20 protein-coding genes and 1 tRNA gene are annotated in these 20,091 nt (G+C 68.6%); 5 read left to right on the top strand and 16 right to left on the bottom strand.

Annotation, left to right across the window (positions count from 1 at the left end; translation table 11 throughout):
- Positions 1-65: 65 nt before the first annotated feature.
- The 7 genes from QOL69_RS05195 to QOL69_RS05225 all read right to left on the bottom strand — a co-directional run bounded on the left by QOL69_RS05195 (position 66) and on the right by QOL69_RS05225 (position 4,647).
- Positions 66-674 (bottom strand): hypothetical protein, encoded by a 609-nt coding sequence (locus tag QOL69_RS05195; protein ID WP_283402297.1) that lies wholly within the window; start codon positions 672-674, stop codon positions 66-68.
- A gap of 578 nt (positions 675-1,252) precedes the next feature.
- Complete coding sequence (locus tag QOL69_RS05200; protein WP_283402298.1) at positions 1,253-2,932, bottom strand: winged helix-turn-helix domain-containing protein; 1,680 nt, start codon at positions 2,930-2,932, stop codon at positions 1,253-1,255.
- A gap of 172 nt (positions 2,933-3,104) precedes the next feature.
- Positions 3,105-3,329 (bottom strand): hypothetical protein, encoded by a 225-nt coding sequence (locus QOL69_RS05205; protein WP_283402299.1) that lies wholly within the window; start codon positions 3,327-3,329, stop codon positions 3,105-3,107.
- Complete coding sequence (locus QOL69_RS05210) at positions 3,319-3,456, bottom strand: hypothetical protein (RefSeq protein WP_283402300.1); 138 nt, start codon at positions 3,454-3,456, stop codon at positions 3,319-3,321. The genes QOL69_RS05205 and QOL69_RS05210 overlap by 11 nt, the downstream gene beginning before the upstream one ends.
- Positions 3,453-3,680 carry a hypothetical protein gene (locus QOL69_RS05215; RefSeq protein ID WP_283402301.1) on the bottom strand — a complete coding sequence of 76 codons (228 nt, stop codon included), beginning with the start codon at positions 3,678-3,680 and terminating at the stop codon, positions 3,453-3,455. The genes QOL69_RS05210 and QOL69_RS05215 overlap by 4 nt, the downstream gene beginning before the upstream one ends.
- Before the next feature lie 171 nt (positions 3,681-3,851).
- Positions 3,852-3,925: transfer RNA gene (locus QOL69_RS05220), tRNA-Ile, on the bottom strand.
- Between the two features lie 104 nt (positions 3,926-4,029).
- Entirely contained in the window at positions 4,030-4,647 is a 618-nt protein-coding gene (locus QOL69_RS05225; RefSeq protein WP_283402302.1) for an FxsA family protein, read from the bottom strand.
- A gap of 103 nt (positions 4,648-4,750) precedes the next feature.
- On the opposite strand from QOL69_RS05225, the gene QOL69_RS05230 reads away from it, so the two are divergent.
- Together QOL69_RS05230 and QOL69_RS05235 are read left to right on the top strand one after the other, a co-directional pair.
- On the top strand, positions 4,751-5,458 hold the full coding sequence (locus tag QOL69_RS05230; protein WP_283402303.1) for a DUF1405 domain-containing protein: 708 nt from the start codon (positions 4,751-4,753) through the stop codon (positions 5,456-5,458).
- 60 nt (positions 5,459-5,518) lie between these two features.
- A complete protein-coding gene (locus QOL69_RS05235; protein ID WP_283402304.1) occupies positions 5,519-6,565 on the top strand; it encodes an enolase-like domain-containing protein in 1,047 nt (348 codons plus the stop codon).
- A 388-nt stretch (positions 6,566-6,953) separates the two neighbouring features.
- Here QOL69_RS05235 and engB read toward each other — a convergent pair whose 3' ends face one another.
- Positions 6,954-7,574 carry a GTP-binding protein EngB gene (gene engB, locus QOL69_RS05240; protein ID WP_283402305.1) on the bottom strand — a complete coding sequence of 207 codons (621 nt, stop codon included), beginning with the start codon at positions 7,572-7,574 and terminating at the stop codon, positions 6,954-6,956.
- A gap of 54 nt (positions 7,575-7,628) precedes the next feature.
- The gene (locus tag QOL69_RS05245) at positions 7,629-8,330 is read right to left on the bottom strand and encodes a DUF4013 domain-containing protein (protein ID WP_283402306.1); all 702 of its coding nucleotides are present in this window, start codon (positions 8,328-8,330) and stop codon (positions 7,629-7,631) included.
- 114 nt (positions 8,331-8,444) lie between these two features.
- On the opposite strand from QOL69_RS05245, the gene QOL69_RS05250 reads away from it, so the two are divergent.
- Positions 8,445-9,197 (top strand): 5-formyltetrahydrofolate cyclo-ligase, encoded by a 753-nt coding sequence (locus QOL69_RS05250; RefSeq protein ID WP_283402307.1) that lies wholly within the window; start codon positions 8,445-8,447, stop codon positions 9,195-9,197.
- Between the two features lie 90 nt (positions 9,198-9,287).
- Here QOL69_RS05250 and QOL69_RS05255 read toward each other — a convergent pair whose 3' ends face one another.
- From QOL69_RS05255 to QOL69_RS05285, 7 genes are all read right to left on the bottom strand, one after another.
- Positions 9,288-9,491 carry a DUF8106 domain-containing protein gene (locus QOL69_RS05255; protein WP_048076525.1) on the bottom strand — a complete coding sequence of 68 codons (204 nt, stop codon included), beginning with the start codon at positions 9,489-9,491 and terminating at the stop codon, positions 9,288-9,290.
- Positions 9,492-9,698: 207 nt separating this feature from the next.
- Entirely contained in the window at positions 9,699-10,793 is a 1,095-nt protein-coding gene (locus tag QOL69_RS05260; protein WP_283402308.1) for an archaeosine biosynthesis radical SAM protein RaSEA, read from the bottom strand.
- Positions 10,794-10,895: 102 nt separating this feature from the next.
- Positions 10,896-11,357, bottom strand: coding sequence for a hypothetical protein (locus QOL69_RS05265; protein ID WP_283402309.1), 462 nt, complete (start codon positions 11,355-11,357; stop codon positions 10,896-10,898).
- A complete protein-coding gene (locus tag QOL69_RS05270) occupies positions 11,354-12,244 on the bottom strand; it encodes a cohesin domain-containing protein (RefSeq protein WP_283402310.1) in 891 nt (296 codons plus the stop codon). The genes QOL69_RS05265 and QOL69_RS05270 overlap by 4 nt, the downstream gene beginning before the upstream one ends.
- Entirely contained in the window at positions 12,241-13,524 is a 1,284-nt protein-coding gene (locus tag QOL69_RS05275) for a DUF7350 domain-containing protein (protein ID WP_283402311.1), read from the bottom strand. Before QOL69_RS05275 ends, QOL69_RS05270 begins: the two co-directional genes overlap by 4 nt.
- Positions 13,525-13,585: 61 nt before the next feature.
- The gene (locus QOL69_RS05280; RefSeq protein ID WP_283402312.1) at positions 13,586-14,899 is read right to left on the bottom strand and encodes a DUF7405 family protein; all 1,314 of its coding nucleotides are present in this window, start codon (positions 14,897-14,899) and stop codon (positions 13,586-13,588) included.
- Between the two features lie 88 nt (positions 14,900-14,987).
- A complete protein-coding gene (locus tag QOL69_RS05285) occupies positions 14,988-17,246 on the bottom strand; it encodes a bifunctional metallophosphatase/5'-nucleotidase (protein ID WP_283402313.1) in 2,259 nt (752 codons plus the stop codon).
- A gap of 265 nt (positions 17,247-17,511) precedes the next feature.
- On the opposite strand from QOL69_RS05285, the gene QOL69_RS05290 reads away from it, so the two are divergent.
- Both QOL69_RS05290 and QOL69_RS05295 read left to right on the top strand, forming a co-directional pair.
- Complete coding sequence (locus QOL69_RS05290; protein ID WP_283402314.1) at positions 17,512-19,443, top strand: aldehyde ferredoxin oxidoreductase family protein; 1,932 nt, start codon at positions 17,512-17,514, stop codon at positions 19,441-19,443.
- 77 nt (positions 19,444-19,520) lie between these two features.
- Positions 19,521-19,853, top strand: a complete 333-nt coding sequence (locus tag QOL69_RS05295; RefSeq protein WP_283402315.1) for a DUF8066 domain-containing protein — start codon at positions 19,521-19,523, stop codon at positions 19,851-19,853.
- The last annotated feature ends 238 nt before the right edge of the window (positions 19,854-20,091 follow it).

Genomic DNA, 20,091 nt, shown 5'->3' on the forward strand with positions numbered 1-20,091 from the left:
TCTGGGATGTTCCACAGACGAATCCCACAAAACACCGCAGGAAGTATTTGATTACTCAGATAACACTATTCTACGAGCCAGCCGATGACCGCCCCTTTCTGGTGATGCGGGTGCTGGAGTCCGTCGAAGGTCTCTATCGCAACAGTCTCGATGTCGATGTCGTACCAGTACTCGACATCAAGTGCGAACTTCTCCGCGATGCGCTCGGCACGGAGCTGCTCGTACTCCTCGTCGTTCTTCTCGTAGTAGAGGCCGAGGAGGCCTGCTGGGGTGCCGAACGCGGACTGTGTGAGTTTCTCCGCGTCGGTGAGCAGTGATGACGAACTGCGCTCCGGGAACGGACTGAAAATACTCTTGTACATATTCGGGTCGATGTTCCCGTTGTCGCGGCGAAACCGGAGCAGCTTCGCCTCAACGGGAAGCTTCTGGTCGCCGGTGTCAATCACGAGATCGCAGCGGCGACCGCTGCCGGGATATGTGACCTCCCGCTCGATGTGTGACGGAACCGGACCGCCGTCTGAGAGAGCAGCGAGGATCTTTTCGAGCTGTCGCTCCTCCTCAAATGGCCCCAAGCCGGGATCCCACCGCTCGTGTTCGGCCGTCACGTCAACGTCGGGGATCACGTTTGCGAAGTCGTGAGAGAGGTCTTCGAGGGTTTCAGAAGAGGTTGCCATGAGTGATATTCACCTCGGGCTGGTCTCAGGCTTACGATGAACGGGCCGGAAAGTAGATCTTGTCGATGAGTAGATACAGTAGCAGTTTTCGACCATCTCGAAGACTTCACGTCGTAAGGGAATCTGACAATCTGCCTTCTCACGGTTCCCATCACCGAAAAACCGCGCTCAAACCACGGAGAGGGTATCCTACGACCGTTCTGTACGTTCCACGTGCGGAGGGGTGCGGTGCGGTAGACCGGAGCCGTTCTGGCTCCGGTCGTTATTGTCTCCCCCCTTAGGGGCTACACCCGTAGGGTCCCCTGCTAACCTACCCACGGACCGCAACCGCTGAAACGGCCGTTCTCGCGACGCTCGACGCACCGAGAGACGCGATCCGGTGGATGGAGTTAAGAACCATTATGTTTTAAAATTCGGTCGGTGGGGTAGCGGAACGCACGGAGCGGCGGATCGGACGGCCACCGACACGCCGGCTTAACCAACATCGGACGCGAGACGGCGCGAAGTGTTGGTTAAGACGCGAAAAAGAGACGGAGCAACAGCTGTCGACCGAGAGCGAACACCGCGCCGCGAGCGACCTACTGTATCCAGGAGCGGCGATCGGTCCGGACGCGGACCTCGTCGCCGTCGAGGTACTCCTTCTCGAGCGCGTTCGCCAGCTGGTGCGGCTTCAGCGAGAGGTCCTCGAAGTACGCCCACTCGGAACTCCGACCACGATCGTCGTCGCCGGCGTCGTCGACGTCTTCCAGGTCGTCGTCGCTCTCCTCCTGGTCGCCGTCGCCGACGGAGCTCGGATCGTCGCGCTCCTCGCGACGCTCGCGGCGCTCCTCGGCGCGTTCCATCATGTCCTCGATCTGGTCGTCCGGGTAGATCCGCCGGAGGATCTCTTTCGAGCTCTCGAGCGCGGCCGGCGACGGGAACACGACGAGGACCGGATTCGAGATCTTCTCACAGACACCGATCTCCGCGAGCCGGGAAACGTGGTAGCGGATCGTTGAGCGGGCGAGCCCGGTCCGCTCCTCAAGCGTGTCGTACGACGCGCCGCTCTCCGTGGCTACCACGGTGAGGATGTCGTACACGGCCTGCGTGTTCGCTTTCAGCGCCTCGCGGTAGACCTCGGTCGAGACGGCCTCGAAGCGCTCACGGAGCTGTTCACGGCGACCGGTCGGATGCGGGTACCGGTACTCGGGGAGACCGGGACCGTTCTGGAAGTCGTCAGCGACGAGCTCGTCGCGACCGACGCCGGACCAGTCGAGGTGAGACGAGACGATCGTCCGGAGCGTCGACATGACGTCGTCCCACTCGTCGACGTGCGGGAGGGCTCCGTCGCCGTCGACGCCGGCGAACGACGCCTCGAGCTTCGGGTGGTGCGCCGGGTCCTCGCGCGGGATCTCCGCCCACCCCGCGGCCTGATAGCACTTCAGTTCGATGTCGAAGCGCGTGCGGTCGAATCCGAGAAGGTGCCACCGGTCGGCGTCGACGAGCGCCTCTAGATATCCCTCTCGTTGGCGCTTCTGGTGAGCGTCGATCTCCGACATGCCGCCGTAGGCGATCAACTCGCGCGTCCGGTCGAGCGTCTCGACGACCTGGCGCTTCCAGCCGATGTCGAACCGGTGGTGCGCCTCCGCCTTCTGGATCCGGCGCGAGTCCTCGTCGCGGTCCGCGAGGAGCCGACCGCGATCGACGTCGAGGGCGGCCTCGAGGAGATCGAACATCCGTCCCTCGACCTCCTCGGACTCGTCGGCCCACGTCGTGGAACAGCGGACCAGCGAACCCTCTCCGTACTGGAGGGTGAGATCGCTCCCGTCCTTGTAGTTGAGATCCGCGAACTGCGGGAGCACGCGGAGCGAGCACGCGCGACCGGTCTTGTACAGGTCGCCGTCCTCGTCGCGCTCGCGGAGGGTGAGGTCGTACTTGTAGTACGCGGAGTAGTCGTCGCCGGTGCCGGTTCCGGCCTTCCACCGCGACGAGGTGAGCTTCACGACCCACTCGCGGCCGGGAGTCGGAGCGTCGAGCCACTCGTGGTCCCGCTCGTCGAGCTCGGCGACGATCCCCGGCTCCTGGTCGCGGTCGCCGACGACCTCGTACCACAGCTGGTGAACGGCAGAGTAAACCGAGAGCTCCCGGTCGACGTCGTTGAACACGGCCTGAACCGCCGCGCCGTGGGCGACGGGCTCGGGACCGTGTCGGTCCTGAATACGGGGGTTGGGGAGCGAGCCGATCGACGCATCGGGCGTCGAGGGCGCGTCGATGCTCACTCGGAATCACCTCGACACCTGTAGCAGACGACACCGCGCCCGGAGGTATCACCGCCACACTCGGGACACTCGTACTCGGCCAGGTCATTGAGGTCAACGTCGTCGAACTGCCGCTCGACCGAGCACATGCGACAGTACCCGCTCGGTCGCTGAGTCGGGTGCGGACACCCCGTCATGGGCTACCCCCCGATCCGTCGGGCGTTTCGAGCACGTCGAGGACGTTCCACCAGGTGACCAGCTGGCAGCTGTGGCACACGTGTTGGAACGACCCGTTCGATGGGTCGCCGACGATCTCGGCGGTCCGCTTCTCCGTGGTCTTTCCGCAATTCGTACACTTCGCCACGAGCAGCGGGCCGACGTGACCTACGCCGGGAGCCAAGCGCGTCTCACTCGACATCGTCCACCTCCTCGTCACCTTCCGAATCGTCCTCGTCGGCGAGTTCGTCGGGAAGGTTCCCGTTCTCCTCGGCGAGCCGGAGCTGCTCTGCGAGTGTACTCGCGTGACCGGGATCGTCGTCGCTCACGCGGACGCACCCCCGTCGGTGTCGGCGTCGCCGTCGTCGGGCGTGTACTTGTACGCGCTGTCGGCGGTGCCTACCGTGAACTGGTCGGGACGGTTCGGACACCCGACGAGGTGACCGTACTCCAGATCGCCGTTGATGCTGCGAGTACAGCGTGCGCCGCAGGTGTCACAGAAGAACTCGCGGTCCTTCTCGGCTGTGAACGAACCGGAGTATCCGAGGCTCACGCACCGACACCTCCTGTGCCGGAAACCCGCCGACGGCTCTGGGGGTCGCTAAGAGTTCTGGCGGGACAACGAGAAACGGCCCTCTCTAGAAGTAGCGGAAGTACGGAAATTAGGTGGCTGGGGAGTTGTACGGCCCCAACCGCGGTGGCATAACGCCGACCGCTTCTGAGGTGGGCCAACACGGATTTGAACCGTGGACCTCCCGGTTATCAGCCGAGCGCTCAACCTGACTGAGCTATTGGCCCAGGTGAGCGCATTCAGTCGTTGCGCGGGTAGGATTTTAAGGGTTTCCTTTCGGGAGCCGCCCCGCCGTGTGGCGGTTTCACGGGGGCTCTCGGGGCCCGCGCCGTCAGTCGGTTCGCTTCTGGTCTTCCTCTTCGACGGTGAAATCCACGTCGACGACGTCGTCGTCCGCGGCCGCGCCGCCGGAGTCTGCGCCCCCCGCAGCGCCGCCGTCGTCGCCGCCGGAGAATCCACCCGGGCCGCCGTCGGGACCGCCGCCGGCGAAGCCGCCGCCGCCCATGGTGAAGCCGCCCTCGCCGTCGCCCGGGAAGCCGCCGATGTAGACGTTCCCGGAGAGGAACCCGTCCGTCTCGCGTTCGATGTACGGGACGACGACGTACTTCTTTAAGGCCATCCGGATCGGGACCCGCGAGAGCGGGAACGCGAAGAGAAAGCCGACCGCGTCGGTGACGAGCCCCGGCGTGAGCAGGAACGCGCCCGCCGCGATCAACAGCCCGCCGTCGAGCAGTTCGTCGGTCGGTGGCTTGCCCCGCGCTACCTTCCGCTGGATCCGCGCGAGGGTGGCTCGGCCCTCGGCGCGGAGGAGGAGCATCCCGAGGACGGCCGTCAACACGACGAGCGCGACCGTCACCGGCCACCCGAGCCGCGTCGCGACCACGATCAGAAACAGCGCGTCGGCGAGGGGGACGACGAGCAGCAGCGCGAGCAGCGTTCGCGGGCGCATACCCCCGCCTTCCCGCCGGGTGCCCATAGCCCTTTTCGTCGCGGCCGCCAGGCGCGCCCGCCGCGACCGCCACGGCTTTGGCCGCCCGGTCCGAGCCGGGGATATGGACATCGTCGGCGCGCTCGGCCGCGACCCGCCGGACCGCGAGTCGCTCCCGCGATGGGTCGCCCCCCTCCCGAAGCGACTGGAGGACGTCGCCTTCCGGTTCGCGTGGGTCATCGTCGCCATCAACCTCGTCGGCACCGCCTTCGGCTTCTGGTACTACCGGTTTCAGTTTCAGGCCCTCCCGACCGAGATGTGGGTCTTCATCCCCGACAGCCCCGGCGCGACGCTGCTCATCGCGCTCGCGCTCGGCGCGTGGGCGCTCGGCCGGTCGAGCGACACGCTCGCCGCGCTCGCGTTCTTCGGCAACGTCAAGCTCGGACTGTGGACGCCGTACGTCCTCGTCGTCTTCTACCCGCAGTTCCTCGCGAACTCGGGCCCGGCGCTGTACGCGTTCCTCCTCGTGAGCCACCTCGCGATGGTCGTTCAGGCGTTCGTCCTCCACCGTATCACCGACTTCCCGCTCCGGGCGGTCGCGGTCGCGACCGCGTGGTACACCGTCGACCTGCTGATGGACTACTTCGTCCCCGTGATCGGCGAGGTGACCCACACCGCGCTGCCGTACGCCGACGCCGAGCCGTGGTTCACCACGACCGTCCTCCAAGTCGCCGCGGCCGGCGCGGTCGTGCTCACCGTGGTCCCGCTGTTCTGGACCCTCGGAACGCGGATCGCGACGCTTCGAAATCATTCGAGCGACGCCGGACGCTGACCGCTCTCGGCGTCCCGCCGCGCTCATCGATTTAAGTGACCGGCCGCCGTCGGATCATCCATGAGCCTCTACGAGCAGATTGCGGAGTTGTCGGTGACGATCGAGTCGGTCGCTCGCCGGCGACAGACCGCGGACACGACGAGCGGCTTCGAGCGGACGACAACGGAGTACCGCCTCTCCGGCGACGGCCTCGTCGGACGCGGCGAGGACGTCACCTACGAGACCGCCGACCACGACGCGCTGGCCGGGACCGACCCGATCGACGTCGAGGGGGAGTGGACGATCGACGAGCTGTCGGCTCGCCTCGATGAGATCGACCTGTTCCACGGGAACCCACCGGAGAACGAGACCTCGCGGAACTACCGCCGGTGGGCGGTCGAGAGCGCGGCGCTCGACCTGGCGCTCCGCCAGCGCGAGGAGTCGCTGGGGGAGTTCCTCGGGATCGACCCGGAGCCGGTCCGGTTCGTCGTCTCGACGCGGCTCGGCGACCCGCCGTCGACCGACCGCGTCGAGGAGCTGTTGGCGCGCAACCCCGACCTGGAGTTCAAGCTCGACCCGACTCCCGATTGGCCGGAGGCGGCGTTCGAGACGCTGCGCGAGACCGACGCGGTGCGCATCCTCGACCTGAAGGGGTGGTACGAGGGGACCGACGTCGACGTCGAGCCGGACCCGGAGCTGTACCGCGACGTGTTCGCGGCGTTCCCGGCCGCGGTCGTGGAGGACCCCGCGTTCACGCCGGCGACAAGCGCCTTGGTCGAGCCGCAGGCCGACCGGCTCTCCTTCGACTACCCGATCGACGGCGTCGAGAGCCTCGAATCGCTCCCCGTCGAGCCGGGGTGGTGTAACATCAAACCCTCTCGGTTCGGCACCCTCGAATCGCTGTTCGAGACGATCGCCTACTGCGAGCGCGAGGGGATCGAGCTGTACGGCGGCGGCCAGTTCGAGCTGGCGAGCGGGCGCACTGCGATCCAGACGATAGCCGCGCTCTGTTACCCCGACGGCCCGAACGACGTTGCGCCCGGGGCGTTCAACGACCCGGACGCCGAACCGCCGTACCCCAAGAGTCCGCTCCGTCCGAGTCGCGACGCGGTCGGCTTCGAGTTCTGAGACCGGCGAACTGGGCGGACTGCTGCTCGACCGATTATAAACCGTTCTGCGGTGGCGCGTGCCTGCGAGCGGTCGTCTGTGGCGACCGCGAAGCAGCACCGCGCGAGGGAGTCGGTGGTCCGAAGCGAAGCGGAGGACCACCGACGAGGCTGGGGAGGCGTGAGGCCGTGCGGTGCTGTGCGGGGCGGGACTCGAAGGGGCAGTCGGAAGGCGGGCGCAGGCGACGCAAGGACCGCAACGAAGGAGCGACAGCGACTGAGTGAGGACCGCAGCGAGCGTGCGCCCGCCTTCCGGCTGGGGCTTCGGTGGTCGTGTCGTCGACAGCAACCGCGTCGAACCGAGCGACTAGGACTTCAGCGGTCGTGTCGCTCCGATCCGACTCAACCCCTTATGACACGAACTTCAGCAGGTCGTCGCGGTTGTGGTCGTGGAACCGCGTCCGCAGGCACTCCTCCAGAGCCTCGATGTCGCCGCGCTTCGCGCATATCGGGGCCACCCGGTCGGACCACTGCTGCCACGGCGGGTACAGCCCAAGGCGGTCACAGATCGCGTCCAGCCGCTCGTCGAGGTCGTCGATCTTGTCGGTCTTGTTGACGGCGACGATGGGTTCGACCCCAACGTCCTCCAAGAAGCCGAACATCTCCACGTCGTGGGGGATGTTCCCGCGCTCGCGGTGGCGGTCGATGATGTCCACCGCGGCCTTCCCGTCCAGCACGACGACGCCCGCGAGGATCGAGTCGGCGTTGTCCTCCAGGTAGCGGACGATGTCCGTCTTGATCTGCTCGCGGTGTTCGTCCTCGACGCCGGACATGAAGCCGAACCCGGGGAGGTCGGTGAACATGAAGCTCTCGCTGGCCCAGTCGAAGTGGTTCGGCTGTCGGGTGACGCCCGGCTTGCCGCCGGTCGAGAAGTCGTGTCCGGTCAGTTCGCGCATCAGCGTGGACTTGCCGACGTTCGATCGTCCCACGAGGACGACCTCGGCGTCGCGGTCCGGCCGGTCTTCGAACATGTCCGACCGTGCGCGCCTGAACCGCTTAAAAGACGCGTCGTCGGAGCGTCCGGTTCAGATCGATGTCGCGGCCGCGCCGTCGCCGCCGGTCGGCTTCGCCTGAAGCCGGTCGCTCTGGTCCGCGAACGCGGTCCCGAACATCCGGAACACCGCGACCTGTCCGTAGAACTGGAGGAACGGGACGAACACTGCACCGACGACTGTCACGAGGAGGACGACCGACGCGACGAACACCCCGATCGCGACCACGATGGGCATCAGCACGGCGAGGAGGTAGTCGACGCTGAACAGCGTGGGCTTCAGCAGGCCGACGTCGAACGCAGCGCTCACCTCGCCGCGCGCGGCGTACGCCGTCAGCGCGGCGGGGACGGCGTAGTAGATCAGGAACAGCACCGGGATGAACGCGAGTGCGAGTAGCGCGCCAGTGAAACCGACGAGCGCGCCGATATCACCGCCGATCCCGCTCCCGATCCCCGCGACGACCGTGATGAAGATCCCGTACGCGACGACGGGAATCACGGAGTACGCCAGCGCGATGAGCGTCGCGACGACGCCCTTCGCCAAGAGGTCGCCCCAGTCGTCGAACTCGGGCGGGACCTCCTCGCCGGCCACCGTCCGCTCCAACACCCGAACGAGGTAGCCGAACACGGCGAACGTCGGGATGACGAGTACGGAGAGCAACCCCAACACGCCGCCGATGATGATCCGCCCGACCCAGTCGCCCCGCACGGGATAGCCGAGTCCGTCTTCGAGCACACCCGAACGAAACACCGATCTGGTACATAAACGTGGCGGCACGTCGACGAAAAAATCGCCCGCAGGCGCGCTCCCGTGCGCTGGCTACTTGTCGCTCGACACCCATATCCGTCCATGGACAAACAGGCCGTCCGCGACGCCGTGTGGGACGCCTTCGACGAGGGCGATCAGGCGCGGTTCCCCTTCCCGCCGCACGACCGAATCCCCAACTTCGCCGGGGCTGACGCGGCCGCGGAGCAACTCGCCGACACGCCCGAGTGGCGCGACGCGGAGACGCTGAAGGCGAACCCCGACGCGCCGCAGCTCCCGGTCCGCCGGGCGGCGCTCCGCGCCGGGAAGACCGTCTACGTCGCGCAGCCGCGGCTGCGCGACCCGAACCCGTTCCTCCGGCTCGACCCCGCGGAAATCCCTCCGGACGAGATCGACGACGTGACGACCGTCTCGGGGATCTCCGAGTACGGGACGCCGACCCCGCCCGAGGACGTCGCGCACGTCGACCTGATCGTCGCCGGCTCCGTCGGCGTCACGACCGACGGGGCCCGGATCGGGAAAGGCGAGGGGTACAGCGACCTAGAGTGGGCGGTCCTCAGCGAGATCGACTCGGTCGACAGAGACACGACGGTCGCGACGACCGTTCACGAGCTCTCCGTCCTTGACGGTCCCGAATCGGCCGTCGGCGGGAGTCCGTCTGACCTCCGCGAGCCCGACGCCTACGACGTCCCCCTCGACCTCGTCATCACTCCCGAGCGGACGATCCGGATCGACACGCCGTACGCCCGCCCGTCCGGCGTCGACTGGGACGTGCTCGGCGAGGAGCGGCTGGACGCGATCCCGGTGCTTCGGGAGCGAGCGCCCAGAACTGATTGACTGACAAGTCGCGGACTGTAGCTGACTGACGGCCCACAGGCTGTGACGGGTCGCGGTCGACGACGAAAAAACCGGAACTGCTCGGCTCGGTCAGTCGGCGTGCTGCGGCGTCGGCGCTGACCGCTCGGACCGGTGGTCGGCGACGTGCCCGCACTCGGGACAGACGACGGTGCGCTCGTCGCCGTCGCTGACGACGAGCCACCCGTCCGACAGGGCGCTCTCGAAACGACACTCCGCACAGAAGAGGACCGACTTCCCGCGGGAGGACCGGGGACCGCTGGCGTCTGCGTTCATGTTCTATCGTAGGGGCCGGAGCTATAAGGGTCTTTTTCGACCTGATCGTTCGGTATGATCGGGATTATAATGCCGATCTCTTTCACGATCGTCTCTGAAACGGATCGAACATTTCGAAAGACAGGAACGAACTGATCGCCAACTATCACCATCGTTCCGGAATAGATCGCCGGTCGCCGCCCCATCGCCTCCCGATTTCACGGACCCCTATCGTGCCAGCGGCATGTTGTAGCTCGTCTCCGCCTCCATCACGTACTCCCACGTCGCCTCACAGTCGCAGGACACCTGCTCGAAGACGCTCGGGTCCTGTCGCTTGTCGAAGTCCTTGATCGCGGTCTGGACGCGGTCGTCGCACTCGCCGCAGTTGTGCGCGCCGCGGTCGGAGCCGTGCCCGACCGGATCGGAGACGACGATGGCGTCGGCGTCGGCGGTCTCCTCCAGCACGTGTGCGACCGACCAGAGCCACGGCGGACGGTAGCCCCCCTCGAAGAACAGCTCGTCGACCATGGTGTACCGCTGGACGTTCGTCGGGTTCATCGAAACGGTGTGACAGCCGTCGACGTCGGCGCAGCGGCGGATAGAGTCGATCATGTCCTCGACCGCCTCCGGCTCCGCGAGGAAGGGCGGCTTCATGAGGAGGTACGCCTTGATACCCACGTCCGCGTCGAACGCGGCGTCCGCTTCCGCGGCCTCCGCGCAGGCGTCCTCGAAGTCGGCGAAGTCGAAGTACTTGTTCACGCAGTCGTGGCGGACGCGGTCGGTCGCGGTCTCCAACCCGACCGCCACGTCGGTCGCGATGCCGTGGTCCGCGAAGTCGGCGATCTTCTCCCGACTCACGAAGTCCGGCAGCGACTCGACGACGATCCGGTCGCGGTCCGCGAACTCGGAAGCGATCGCCGCCCGCGTCTCCGCCGGGACCTCGCGCTCGTCGAGGAAGGAGCCGGAGGTGTAGATCTTGATCAGTTCGGCGGGCTCGTCCGCCTCCTCGCGCTCGTGGTCGAGGCACGCGTCGATCTGGGTCATGAGGTCTTCGTGGGCGACGCTGCCACCCTCGACCGACTCGGCGACGTAGCCGCACATCGTACAGCCGCCCGCGCGGGCCCACCGGCAGCCGCCGGTGTTGAGGATGATCGTCAGGGAGTTCACCACGCCGTCGGGCGTGTTGTCCTCGTCGATCCACACGCGGGTCGGCTCCGTCGGGTCGTACGTCTCCGAGCGCTCGGCGCGGATGTCGCGCATCACGGCGTTGTGCGCGTCCATCCCGCGCCCCTGCTCGTACGCGTCGGGGCTCGGCTGACTCATTGCCGGAGGAAGCGGCCGCGCGCGTAAAGCGGTGTCGTCATCGCCGCTCACCCCGGCGCAGCGCCCGAGCCGGTGACGGCTCGGCGACGGCTCGGTGACGCCTCAGCCGGCCGCCCGCCGCAGGGCGACGAACGTCCAGACGGCCGCGACGCCGACGGCCGCACCGACCGCGTTCACCCCGGCGTCGACCCACGCGAACGACCGCCACGAGAGCGGCGCTTGGAGCAGTTCCGCACAGAAGCCGACCGCGACCGACGCGCCGGCCGCGACGGTCGCGGGCACGACGCCACGCACTACCGAGGGGGCGTCTCCCCGGCCCGGACCGGTCGCCCGCGTCGCCAGCGCGGCCAACCCCGCGTAGCCGATCAGGTGGAACGCGGCTGTCGGACCGAGGGCCGCGAGGAGACCGACGGGCGCGCCGCCGACCGGGCCGCCCCCGGAGCCGACGAGCGCGTCCGGCACCGGAAGCGCCGACGCGACGAGGACCACCGCGGCCCCCGCGAGGAACGGCCGCCACGCTCCGCCCCGCTTCACCGACGACCGGTCCGCGTCGGCGCGGCTCACCGTCTGGCGAAGAGGAGCGCGGCCCCGACGACGCCGAGGACCGCCGCGCCGATCGGTGCCGGAGCCTCGTCGCCGGTCTGGCCTTCGGGGGTCTCGTCGCCGTCGATTCCCGCGTCCTCGGCCGCCTCGTCGCTCCCGTTCGCTTCCTCGCTCCCGTTCGTTCCGTCACTCCCGTTCGCGTCGAGATCTCCCTGACCGTCGGCGTCGCTCCCGTTTCCTCCGTCGCTCGCGTCCCCGTCGTCGCCGACGTCCGCGAACGCGGCGTCGTCGTAGTCCGGCGTCACGACCTCGCCGTCGCCGCCGCCGCCGGAGATGTTGAACGTCGCCGAGGGGGTCGCCAGCGGCTGCGGGTAGTCGCGTCGGCTCGTCAGCTCGGTGCTCGTCTCCCGGGTCCCGACCTCGGCGACCGCCGGCTCGGCGTCCGGCTCCACGCGGACGGTGACGGTCGCGACGACCGCCTCGCCGGTGACGCCCGTCGTCGGGTCCGCGAGCGACTGGACCAGCCGCGCGGCCCCGCGTTCGTCGTCGTACTCGACCGACTCGGACACCTCGACGTCCGACTGGGACCTGTCGTCGCCGGACGGGGCCTCCCGGAACCAGTCCGCGGACTCGACCTCCATGACCGTCAGGTACTCGGTCGGGTAGTCGAGCCGGAGCGTGAACCCGTACACTCCGTCGTCGTCGCGCTCGCCGTCGTTGACCATCGCCACCTCGAAGGTGACGGTGTCGCCGGGCTCGACGTCGAAGGACTCCGGCGACACCGACAGCGCGCCCGCGGTGTCGCCGGCGCTCGCCGGGGCGGCCAGCGCGCCGGCCGCGCCGACGAGCAGCGCGACTCCCACGAGAGCGACGAGCGCCGTCCGGACGCGTCGGCGACCCGACCTCATTCCGGCACCTCCGCGGTCAGCGTGGCTTCGCCCGTCTCCAAAAGCGCCGTCTCGTAGCCGGCGTGCCGCGAGACGTTCGGGGCGGTCGCCACCGAGAGGGTCAGGCGGTCGCCGGACGCGACGTCGTCGAGCGCGGTCCCGTAGTGGTAGCCGACCGCGTCGTCGAGCGCGGGGTCGAGCGCCCCCGACGCGACGGCGGTCCCGTCGCGGCGCACGGCGTAGTCGAGCGCGGCCATCGGGAGCATCGAGCGGTTGTACGGCGTCCGCGGCGAGACGAGGAGGTATCGCTCGTCGCCGTCGACGAACCGCGACCCGGCGGGGAGCAGAGCGGTCGCGAGCAGCGCGTCGCCGACGACCGGCTCCCCCTGAAGCCGTCCGGGGAGGTGCGCTGCGGGGGGCAGTTCGCCCTCCTCGGGGGGACGCCAGTAGGTCCCGTAGCGGCGGTCGCCGACGCGCGCCTCCCAGCGCGGCTCGCCGCGGTGGTCGACCTCGGCGTCCTGTCGCTGCGCGTCGACGAAGTCCGGGCCGCCGCGGTCGGCGTCCCCGTAGCTCCGCCCGCCGTCGCCGCCGAGCGGGCCGTTCGCCATCGCACCGGGGACGCCCCAGTCCGACTCCTCTTGCACGTAGACGATGTCGCCGATCACCGACTCGCGGAACGCCCGATCGTACTCGAAGGTGAACGAACCGGTCGCCGGCTCCGCGAACCGCCCGGCGAACGAGCCGGTCTTCCGGGCGTCGACGGCCCCCACGCGGACCGTCGCCTCGTATGTGCCGTCGCCGCCCAGCGAGAGGTTGTCGCCGAAGTGAAACCCCATCTCCTGTGAGACCATCGGCCACGGGGTGTGGGGGGTCCCGGACTCGCCCTCGCGACCGACCGTCACCCGGAGCCCCGTCTCCGCCGGGAGGATTCGCCCGGTCTCGGCGTCGCGGACCGTCACCATCAGGTGGACGTCGTGGTCGTCGGTCGGGGCTGCCGCCTCGACTCTGTCGCCGGTCACGTTCCAGAACCGGTGCGGGTACGTGACTCTGGGTTCGAGGAGATACTCGCCCGCCTCGACGGGGTCCAACCGCCGCATCGCCTCGAAGTGCGTCGGGACGTACGTCGCCGCCGGCGGGTCCTCGACCCGCGGAAGCGACGGGGCCGCCCCGTCGTCGCCAAAGTCGGTCAGACATCCTCCGAGCGCGCCCGCTCCGGCGGTCGCGCCGAGCGCGAGCACGCGGCGGCGGCTGTGCGATCGCTGCGGTTCGGTCCGGTCGGTGGGTGTCGTGTCGCGTGTCATCTGTGGTGTCTCCGTCGCTCCGAACGCCGTCTCGGAGCCGATCCGCCGCGATCCGGCCGCGTCACGGCTCGCTCCGCGGGTCCGGATCGGGAAGCGCGCGCAGGTCGCGCGGCGGCACGAGGAAGTTCCCGCGGCTCCGCACGAACACGTACTGGAGGATCCCGTTGTTGATCCGGTTCCCCACCGCGGTCTCGTCGGCGATGTCCGCGCCGGTCATCGCGTCGCGGACGGCGACGAAGTCGGCGATCGACTCCTGAAGCGTGAGGAAGTGGATCCCGGTGTGGTCGCCGTCCGTCGTCGGGAAGTCGCGGCGGAGCAGGCGCGGCTCCCCGTCCTCGCGGGCGCGGGCCGCCTTCTGGGCGTGCCCGACGACGCCCTCCTCGCGGGCGTACGCGACCGCGTCCTCCGGGAGGTCCGCGACCCCCGGGTCGTTTCCGAGCCGCTCGCCGTACTCGCCGACGCGCCCCTCGTCCGCGTGGGTCGGGCTGAAGAGCTTCGCCACCCGCTGGGCGTGACTCTCCTGTGACCACCAGGCGTCGAGCTGCGTCCGCAGCGTCGACACCTGCTGCGTCGTCCCGCCGGCGAACGGCCCGGCCTCGATCGTCACCCGGTCCTCGGTGGCCTGCGACTCCGCGAAGCCGTTCGCAAAGCCCATGAACAGCTTCGCCCCCTCCGGGATCGGGGCGTCGTCCGGGATCCCGTCGACGTCGCGGCGCTCGCGCGGGAGCCCCGGGCCGATGAAGCCGGTTCGGCGGTCGTCGGGGTCGAACAGATCGCTCGCGTCCGTCACCGAGACGCCGTTGGCGGCGGTCGCCTCGCCGAACAGCGCCTCGTCGGCCGCGAGGACCGCGACCGGCTCGTCGGCGGCCAGATGGACCAGCGCGTCCGCCTCGTCGAACGTCGGGTCCTCCAGCCCGGTCAGCGGGCGCGAGGCCGGGAGGCCGACCGACTCCGGGAGCGCGCCCGGCAGTCGGTCGAAGTACGCGGGCGAGTAGCCGACGGTGAACAGCAGTCCGGCGGGCGAGCGCTCGAACGCGCGTTCGAGGTCCGTGAAGGCGGCCTCGACGCGCTCCCGAGCCGCCGATCGCGTGGCGTCGCCGCGGTCAATGTCGACGTACCGGAGTACGTGGTGGGTCGGCGGGACGAGGTTGCCCGCGCCGTCGCGGTCGAGCACGTCGTTCCACGCGTGCTGGCGCTTCGGGGGGTCGCCGGGGTCGCCCGCAGGCACGCCGTCGAGCGGGCCGCCGTCGACCGCGCCCCCGTCCGCGTCGTCGTCGCGGCCGAGGCAGGCGCTGAGTCCGGCCGCCCCGCCGAGCGCGACGGCGGCCTTACAGAACTCGCGACGGGGCACCGAGTTCGGATCCGGAAGTTCCATCCTGTCGTGTGGTCGTTCGTGACCGGTCGGTAAGACGGCGTCGGCGACCGGCCGGGCGACGAGTCTCGCTCGTGTGACCGTCCTCGCTCTACTCGTCGCCCGCGCCGTCGTCCGCCCCGTCGCTCGCGCCGTACTTCCCGTAGAGGTACGCCGCGCCCGAGACGCCGGCGGCACCGGCGAGCGGACCGAATCCGGGCGCGCCGTCGGCGGTTTCGCCGCCGTCTCCGCCGGAGTCGCCGCCGTCCATCCCGTCGTCGCCGTCGGAGCTGCCGTCGTCGCCGCCGGAGCTGCCGTCCGAATCGCCCGAACCATCGTCTCCGTCGTCGGATCCGTCGGCGTCGTCGCCGTCGGAACCGTCACCGCCGACGGTCGCTCGCACGTCCTCGCCTGACAGCGAGGTCCGCAGCTCGTAGTAGTCGTAGCTCGCGTTGACGGGGAGTTCGACCAACTCGCCGTCGTCGTTCTCGTAGCCGTAGTGTTCGCTGTTCGGGTCGAACCCGCCGACGAGCGACAGCGCGTCGGCCTCGGCCGCGTCGAACGCCTCGACGACGGCGTCGGCCGCGAGTTCGACGACGACCTCGTCGCCCCCGGACACCGACGACGCCTCGACGGTCCCGTGGCCCGGTGCCACGAGCCGGTAGGTGTCCTCGACGACCGACGTGACCGCGTCGGTCGGCGCGAACGAGACCCTGAGCGTCCCCTCGGACCCCTCGACGGTCGCGTCCTCGATCACCTCGTCGACGCGGATCATCCGCTCCTCGCGCTCGGGAGCGATCGTGTCGTACTCCGCGTCGAGCGTGTCCTTGATGAACGGCCCCTGGAACTGTCCCGAGTTGAACACGCGGGAGTCCTCGACGAACTCCTCGCTCCGGCCGGCGACGAAATCGTTCGTCGAGACGAGGTACGTCGCCTCGGGGTCGAGCGGCTCGCCGCCGACCCAGACGTTCCGGACCTGCCCCTCCCCGTCGTGGCCGGTCCACTCGTAGGAGATTCCGGACACCTGAATCGCCGGCTGGGCCCCGTAGTCGCCGGGCATCGGGCGAACGGATCCCTCGACGTACGACCGGATCTGCTCGCCCGTCAGCTCGTAGACGACGATCTCGTTCGGGAACGGGAGGATGTTCATCACGTCGCTGCCGGTGAGCTCGCCGGGACCGTATCTGGACCCCGACCGGATGCCGCCGGCGTTCTGGACCGCGACGTCGATATCCTCGTCGAGGTTGCCGACCTGCCGCATCAGGTCGGTCATCAGGTTCCCCCACCCCGTCTCGATCTCGTAGTTGTCGAAGCTGGCGTTGAGCTCGACCTCCGTCTCGACGACGGGCTGGCCGAGGCGCTCTTCGAGGTCCGAGAGGTAGCCGTCGGCGATCTCTGCGACCGGCTGGTTCCGGTCCACCGACCGCACGTCGCGCGGGGTGTAGTTCTCGGTCGACTCCGGCGGCGACTCGTCCTCGCCGAGCGCCTCCGAGTCGTACAGGTCGACCCGCTCCCAGTCCGAGAGCTCGCCCGTCTCGACGTCGAAGGTGAGCCGCCCGATGTGGTCGAACTCGTCGCCGAACTCGGCGACCGTCGTCCCCTCGATGGTCTCCGGCTCCTCGTAGACGACGTTGGAGTGCGACCCGACGATGGCGTCGACGCCGTCGACCGCCGCGATCGTCTCGTGGACGCCGCTTGAGACGTGCGACGCGCAGACGATGAAGTCGGTCTCGGGTTCGAGCGCCTCGACGGCGGCCTCGGCAGCCTCCGTGTAGCCGAGCACCTGCCAGTCCTCGGGGTAGTCCGTGATGTCGTAAAAGCCGGTGGTGCCCATCCCGAAGACGCCGACGGTGTAGCTCCCGACCTCGACGGTCGTCCAGCGCTCCGCGCCGGGGACCGGCTCGCCCTCCGGCGTGAGGAGGTTGGCGATCACCCACGGGAACTCGGAGGACTCGAAGCGCTCGCTCGCGGTGTCGACGCCGAAGTCGAACTCGTGGTTCCCGGCACCGACGGCGTCCGGTCCCATCTCGTTGAGCGCCTCGACCATGTGCTCGCCCTCGAACTCGAGGCCGAGGACCGACGGCGCGAGGTCGTCGCCGTTCCCGAGGAAGGCCGTGTTCGGGTACTCGCCGCGAAGCTCCTCGACGATGGCGTAGTACCGCGCGATGTCTATCGCCTCGTTGCCAGCGTCCTCGAACCGGCCGTGGAAGTGCGTGTCGTGGACGAGCGTGAGCGTGCCGTCGTCCTGCGCCGCCACGCCGCCCGTCGCGCCGGTTCCGAGGGCACCGACGGTTACTCCGCCCGCGGCCGCCGCCAGCAGGCGACGACGCGTCTCATCGACGACCGCCTCCGAACGCCTGTCTTTCGACATACTTCCGTAAGACGGAGAGACGCTATTAAACATTTGCATGCCGGATAGATGGTGGTACTGAGTGCTATATATACACGAACGTGCTATCTCTGTTCGGACGCTTATGGTTTCGTGGTGAACGAGAACGATACACAATCAACCCGAACCTGTCAGCCAGTATAATTTCCTCTCGGCCGAGGACTGCGGATGTACGTAACTGTAAACGGTTTCATCGGCGTGTGAAGGAATAACCGTGCGCAGTACAAACATAACGAACGAGAATTACATGACTGAAATGGGCGGCTACAGAGACCGTGTGGCACAGGTCGATCTCGGCGATAGCAACGTCAGCTACCGCGGGATCGACGATGAGGACGCGGAGAAGTACATCGGCGCGCGGGGGCTCGGCGTCAAGTACGTCTTCGACAAGGGTCCCGACGTGGACCCGCTGGGACCGGAGAACCGACTGGCGTTCATGACCGGCCCGCTGACGGGCACCCAGACCGTGATGAGCGGCCGGATCGCCCTGGTGACGAAGTCCCCGCTGACGGGCACCGTCACCGACTCGCACCACGGCGGCTGGTCCGGCGCGCGCCTCAAGTGGGCCGGGCTGGACGGGATCCTGCTCGACGGCGAGAGCGACGAGCCGGTGTACCTGTTCGTCGAGGACGGCGACGTCGAGGTACGCGACGCCTCGCACCTCTGGGGACAGGGCGTCCACGACACGATCGACCAGATCGGCGAGGAGGTCGACGGGAAGGTCGGCCGCAACGTCTCCGTGATGGCGATCGGACAGGGCGGCGAGAATCAGGTCCGGTACGGCTGCGTCATCAACGAGGACGACCGGGCCTCGGGCCGCGGCGGCACCGGTGCCGTGATGGGCGCGAAAAACGTCAAGGCGGTCGTCGTGAAGTCGGGGACCGACATGCCGAAGCCCGCCGACCCGGAGACGTTCCAGGAGGGCTACCAGCAGGCGATGGGGGTCATCCGGGAGTCCGACGTCACCGCGCCCAACGAGGGCGGGCTCTCGATGTACGGCACCAACGTCCTGATGAACGCGACCGAGGAGATGGACGGGCTCCCGGCGAAGAACGCGAAGTACACGTCCACGGAGGCGTTCAGCGACGCCGAGGGCGTCGACGTTCAGGCGGAGCGCGTCTCCGGCGAGAACGTCCGCGAGAACATCCTCGTCGACGAGCCGACCTGTCACTCCTGTCCGGTCGCGTGTAAGAAGGAGGTCGAGGTCAACGTCACCCACAAGGGCCAAGACATGAACGTCCGCACGGAGTCGTACGAGTACGAGTCCGCGTGGGCGCTTGGTCCGAACTCCGGCCACGACGACCGCGACGAGATCGCGGTCATGCTCCAGCGCTGTAACGACCTCGGCATCGACACCATCGAGGCCGGCAACATGATGGCGATGGCGATGGAGATGAGCGAGGAGGGCAAACTCGACGGCGTCGGCCACCTCGACTGGGGCGACTCCGAGACGATGATCGACCTCATCGAGGAGATCGGCCACCGCTCGTCGGACCTCGGCGACCTCCTCGCGGAGGGCCCCGAGCGCGTCGCCGACGCGAAGGACGCGCACGGCAACAAGCTCTCCGTGAAGGGCCAGACGATGGCCGCCTACGACCCGCGCTGTATGAAGGGCATGGGGATCGCGTACGCGACCTCAAACCGCGGTGCCTGCCACCTGCGCGGGTACACGCCGGCCGCCGAGATCCTCGGCATCCCGGAGAAGGTCGACCCGTACGAGTGGGAGGGGAAAGGCGAACTCACCGCCACCTTCCAGGACCTCCACGCCGTCTCGGACTCGTTCGACATCTGTAAGTTCAGCGCGTTCGCGGAGGGGATCGAGGAGTACGTGCTCCAGTACAACGGCATGACCGGCTCCGACCTCTCGGAGGACGACCTGTTCGAGGCGGGCGAGCGCGTCTACAACCTCGAACGCTACTACAACAACCTCGTCGGCTTCGACGGCGCGGACGACACGCTGCCGAACCGCTTCGTCGAGGGCCACCCCGACGCCATCCCCGGCACGGGCGCGAGCGAGGGCGAACTCGTCGAACTCGACCAGCTGAAGGCCGAGTACTACGAGACCCGCGACTGGGTCGACGGCGTCGTCCCCGACGAGAAGCTCGCCGAACTCGGCATCGACATCGGTCCCGGCACCGGCGTCTCCGCGGGCGACTCGGCGGCTCCCGCCGACGACTGATCGCGCCGCTCGCCGGACCGCGAACGTCCGGCACCCGTCCGCTCATTTTTAAGTGACTGCCGCCGATAGCAGCGCCCATGGTTCATGATCCGCTCTCGCCCTCCGAAGCCCTCCGAACGCCCGCCGGCGCGGTTCTCGGCGGAGTGAGCCTCTTCGTTCTGGCATACTCGCTGGTGATCGTCGGAGCGATTTTCGTGGGTCTCGTCGCGGTCGGCGCGCTGTCCGTCGGTCCGTACCTCTGGTACCGGATCTTCGCGGCCGTCGACGCGATCGCGGACGGGATACAGCGGCTCGCAGCGGCCAAGGAGCGTGAGGTCGACCGCGATTCGCGGTCCGACGAGTTGGTCGGCCGCGACGCTCCAGATACGCGCGACGCCCCGGCGGAGCGCGCGACGGAGCGCAAGCGCTAACGGGCTCGCCGGGGTGCGCCCGAAATCCGTCGCCCCCGGCTCCCGCCGCGACTCTTTATCGGCCCTCTCCGCGACCGGGCGGGTATGAACTGGCGACTCGTCGCGACGCTCGGGGTCGGCGTGACCGCGTTCCTGACTGTGAGCGCGGCGCTCACGGAACTGCTCGCGGCGACGATAGAGTTCTCTGCGCTCGTCGGCCTCCCGATCGGTCTCCTCGCCGGCGTCGCGACCGCGGCCG

Origin of the sequence: Halorubrum sp. DM2 (assembly GCF_901686465.1) — an archaeon.
Lineage (GTDB): Archaea > Halobacteriota > Halobacteria > Halobacteriales > Haloferacaceae > Halorubrum.

Bases quoted from the DNA above. Each gene is read 5' to 3' on its own strand.
- QOL69_RS05195 (WP_283402297.1), bottom strand. From the start codon at position 674: ATGGCAACCTCTTCTGAAACCCTCGAAGACCTCTCTCACGACTTCGCA.
- QOL69_RS05205 (WP_283402299.1), bottom strand. From the start codon at position 3,329: ATGTCGAGTGAGACGCGCTTGGCTCCCGGCGTAGGTCACGTCGGCCCG.
- QOL69_RS05225 (WP_283402302.1), bottom strand. From the start codon at position 4,647: ATGCGCCCGCGAACGCTGCTCGCGCTGCTGCTCGTCGTCCCCCTCGCC.
- QOL69_RS05230 (WP_283402303.1), top strand. From the start codon at position 4,751: ATGGACATCGTCGGCGCGCTCGGCCGCGACCCGCCGGACCGCGAGTCG.
- QOL69_RS05235 (WP_283402304.1), top strand. From the start codon at position 5,519: ATGAGCCTCTACGAGCAGATTGCGGAGTTGTCGGTGACGATCGAGTCG.
- engB (WP_283402305.1), bottom strand. From the start codon at position 7,574: ATGTTCGAAGACCGGCCGGACCGCGACGCCGAGGTCGTCCTCGTGGGA.
- QOL69_RS05250 (WP_283402307.1), top strand. From the start codon at position 8,445: ATGGACAAACAGGCCGTCCGCGACGCCGTGTGGGACGCCTTCGACGAG.
- QOL69_RS05255 (WP_048076525.1), bottom strand. From the start codon at position 9,491: ATGAACGCAGACGCCAGCGGTCCCCGGTCCTCCCGCGGGAAGTCGGTC.
- QOL69_RS05260 (WP_283402308.1), bottom strand. From the start codon at position 10,793: ATGAGTCAGCCGAGCCCCGACGCGTACGAGCAGGGGCGCGGGATGGAC.
- QOL69_RS05270 (WP_283402310.1), bottom strand. From the start codon at position 12,244: ATGAGGTCGGGTCGCCGACGCGTCCGGACGGCGCTCGTCGCTCTCGTG.
- QOL69_RS05275 (WP_283402311.1), bottom strand. From the start codon at position 13,524: ATGACACGCGACACGACACCCACCGACCGGACCGAACCGCAGCGATCG.
- QOL69_RS05280 (WP_283402312.1), bottom strand. From the start codon at position 14,899: ATGGAACTTCCGGATCCGAACTCGGTGCCCCGTCGCGAGTTCTGTAAG.
- QOL69_RS05285 (WP_283402313.1), bottom strand. From the start codon at position 17,246: ATGTCGAAAGACAGGCGTTCGGAGGCGGTCGTCGATGAGACGCGTCGT.
- QOL69_RS05290 (WP_283402314.1), top strand. From the start codon at position 17,512: ATGACTGAAATGGGCGGCTACAGAGACCGTGTGGCACAGGTCGATCTC.
- QOL69_RS05295 (WP_283402315.1), top strand. From the start codon at position 19,521: ATGGTTCATGATCCGCTCTCGCCCTCCGAAGCCCTCCGAACGCCCGCC.